The sequence below is a fragment of the Bacteroidales bacterium genome (genome assembly GCA_018334875.1).
GTDB lineage: Bacteria > Bacteroidota > Bacteroidia > Bacteroidales > UBA12077 > JAGXLC01.
Genome location: JAGXLC010000453.1, coordinates 1 through 3,204, shown reverse-complemented (window position 1 = coordinate 3,204; position 3,204 = coordinate 1). Strand labels below are relative to the sequence as shown.

Below are 3,204 nucleotides of genomic sequence, written 5' to 3'. Positions count from 1 at the left end.
TCAATCCGGCATCCACTACATCTCCTCCAAGTTGTTCTATCTTATCCTTAATTGACTGTTGATATCCCCTAAGCCTATCATACAAACCTTCAAACTGATCCCAGTATGCATCTAAACCAATTGCGAACAATCCTACTTTACTCATTTTAATTACTTTATAAGCCCCACAAAACAGATCAAAAGTTAAAAAATATAATCGGCCCCTTTTAAAAATTAAAAGAAACTTTAAAACTGAACCACAAATACAGAGAAGATAAGTATTGCTATACCAATGAGCAAAATGGTCAGGGTTTTTCTTCCCGTACCTTTCCACTCCTTCAGAAATAGTCCCCAGATGTTACTAAACGAGATGTTCAGGGCCATAAGAATGCTCCATCCAAAAACTGATATTTCCGGGGGCAATTGACTCCTGCCCATTCCATAGAAATGAAACTGTAAAAACCACAGCAATCCAGCCAGAAAAGTAAAAAGGATGTTACTAAACAGAATTCCGGGTTTAACTGAGAAATATTCCTTGCCCGTACCATTTTTGATGTTCAAAAACACGCAATAAATAAAATTGGTGGCAAAGCCTCCTACCAATATCAAGGCAAGCACTGGATTACTGGCATAAAGCGGGTTGGTTCCATGTTGCCTGGCAACTTCGGCCATGGGATCTCCTGCCTCATAACCAAAATTCATAGATGCGCTCATGATACCTGCAAAAACCGCTATTAAAAGGCCTTTACGCAGGGCAAATTCTTTAACTGCTTTCTTACGCTCTTTCTCACTCAGATTTTGCTCTTTCAGATAACCGGCATAACCCACAATAGCTATACCTACAATACAAACAATTACCCCGATAACAGTTAATATCCCCGAGGTGGAGGCAAAAAGGTTCTGACCGGCTACTATTGGAGGTATCAGAGTTCCAAAGGCTGCGGTAAATCCAAGAGCCACACTCTGACCCAGGCCAATTCCCAAATATCTCAGACTGAGACCAAAAGTTAAGCCTCCAACACCCCACATAGCTCCGAACATGATCGTTAACCACTTTGTCTGAGCAGATGTTTCCGCAAAAATATCAAACAAGGCTCCATTTGGAACGGTCAAGAAGGCGAATACCCAAGGGGCAATAAGATATGCCATAAAAGCATGGGAAACCCAATAAGATTCCCATGACCATTGTTTGACTTTCTTAAAAGGAACATAAAAACTTGCCGCTCCTATACTGCCTATAGCAATTAATCCTGTAGCAACTAATGGATCCATAAAATCTTTTTTTTAATTAAACTTATTAAATTTATCTATTCTACAATTCTTTATAATGGCTTTGAGTAATTCTAATCTAAAATCTCTCATTTCTTTAACCCGAATAATTCAAGAATTATTCCTGTCTCCGACAGCGACTAAGGTTCAAGATCGTTTAGCCCCGAGTGCTGTCTGAAGCCCAGATCAATCTCAGGAGCCGTGGAGCTTCCAAATTCACCATACACCATATAGGCTGCTCCAAGGGCTGTTGAATTATCTATATCCGTGGTAAATATTTTTTTATCAGGGTATCTTGTGGCAAGCATCCTGACGAAAAGTTCGCTGCGGGCAAATCCTCCTGAAACATAAAGAGACTCTATGTCATCCTGTTCAGGTATAATGAGATCAATAGAGCCCTTGCACAAGGCAGTCAGATCAAGCATTAATTGATGATAGGCAGACCCGAAAGATTCAAATTCCGACAGATCAACTGTGGTATCAACCAAATCATCAGGAATACCATGTTTAAAAAACGTTTTCTCCTGGAAGGAAAGTTTGGACCACAGTTCTTTATTTAAATCAACCTTTTTGTAATACTCCTGATCTACATCAAAATGATCGGCCAGTCTCTGCACATTGACATCGTGTATACGACCCATGAAAAGACGCGAGGACTTTACCGGTTTTTGACTGACGCTCATGTAGCAGAGACAATCCTTTTCCAACTGTTCGTAAGTTAATGGTTCATAGTTATAGGGATTCATATTGATACACCAAGTTCCGGTAGAAACCAATATGAATTTTTCTCTGCTTTGCATGATATAGGGTGCCATGGAGGCTGAACTGTCATGAATGCCAATACCCACTTTTACCTGCTCATTATCCAGCGAAGCTTTGTGAATGGTATTGTTAGGCACAGGTTGGGGTAAAGAAGCAATCCCTTCATCTGCCAGCCACCGGTGGTATTTCATCTCATCAAAATCCCACATGGCTGTGTGACAGCCTATAGAAGTATATTCACTTTCCGGCATTTGAGTAAGAACAAAAGAAAGATAATTCGGAAGATGCAAAGTATGCTTAATCTTCTCAAATAATGCGGGCTTTTGCTTCTTTAGCCATAATATCTGAAATCCCGAATTGAGCATACCCAAAGCTGGAGAGGCAGTTTTTCTCAAAAATTCCTGTTTCCCTCCATACCTCTCATATATGGGTTCTATAATACCCTCCGGCATGGTTTTCAGATAATCGTAAAGCGGGGTTACCCGTTTCCCATTTTCATCAAGATGCATCAGGGAAGCCCCGTAAGTAGAAAAGTTTACAGCTTTTAAATTGTAATCCCCGTTTGAAATTACTTCCCTGATTTTTGCACGTATCCAATGTTCAATCTTTTCAATGTCATCGCATTCATCCCCGTCATCATCAATGGCAGGTTGAAATTTTTCTTCCTCTTGAGAAACGATTTTGAGATCCTCGTTAAAAAGCAGGATTTTCTTATTGGTCTTTCCTATATCAAAAACAGCAATTACATTTTCCATAAGTATTGAATAATTAGCGTTAGAACTTATAAATAGCAATTTTATAATAAAATTCCTGAATATCCAGCATAATCATTGTTTTTTCTACATCTTCTTTAATTGGACAGATAATGATTTCTCTTTCTGTTATTCATTAATGTAAGTTCCACCGGGCCAATCAAACCCGAATCTGTGGGTCCTAAATGAATGGTTTTCCGGGGTATCTTATAATGCGGGGCGATGGTATTGGCCACCCGGATTTCTATTGTATTCTCTCCTGGCTGTATTAATCCTGTCAAATCATAAGTATAAGGCGATGCCAGCTTTACTCCAGCCGATTCACCGTTCACCAAAACTTTCGCAGCTACCAGTACTTTTCCCAAATCAAGTTCAATTTGTTTTTCAGCCTCTTCACGGGTAAATTCAACCTTCTGAGAATAAACTCCAATGCCGGAATAGG

3 protein-coding genes are annotated in these 3,204 nt (G+C 39.6%); all 3 read right to left on the bottom strand.

The genetic code is table 11. The annotated features are described in order from the left end of the window. Nucleotides 1-225: 225 nt before the first annotated feature. Nucleotides 226-1,251 (bottom strand): L-rhamnose/proton symporter RhaT, encoded by a 1,026-nt coding sequence (locus tag KGY70_19715; protein ID MBS3777432.1) that lies wholly within the window; start codon nucleotides 1,249-1,251, stop codon nucleotides 226-228. 137 nt (nucleotides 1,252-1,388) lie between these two features. Next, on the bottom strand, nucleotides 1,389-2,765 hold the full coding sequence (locus tag KGY70_19710) for a hypothetical protein (GenBank protein MBS3777431.1): 1,377 nt from the start codon (nucleotides 2,763-2,765) through the stop codon (nucleotides 1,389-1,391). 95 nt (nucleotides 2,766-2,860) lie between these two features. Beyond that, nucleotides 2,861-3,204, bottom strand: a 344-nt coding sequence (locus tag KGY70_19705) for a hypothetical protein (GenBank protein ID MBS3777430.1), incomplete at its 5' end; no start/stop codon positions are given.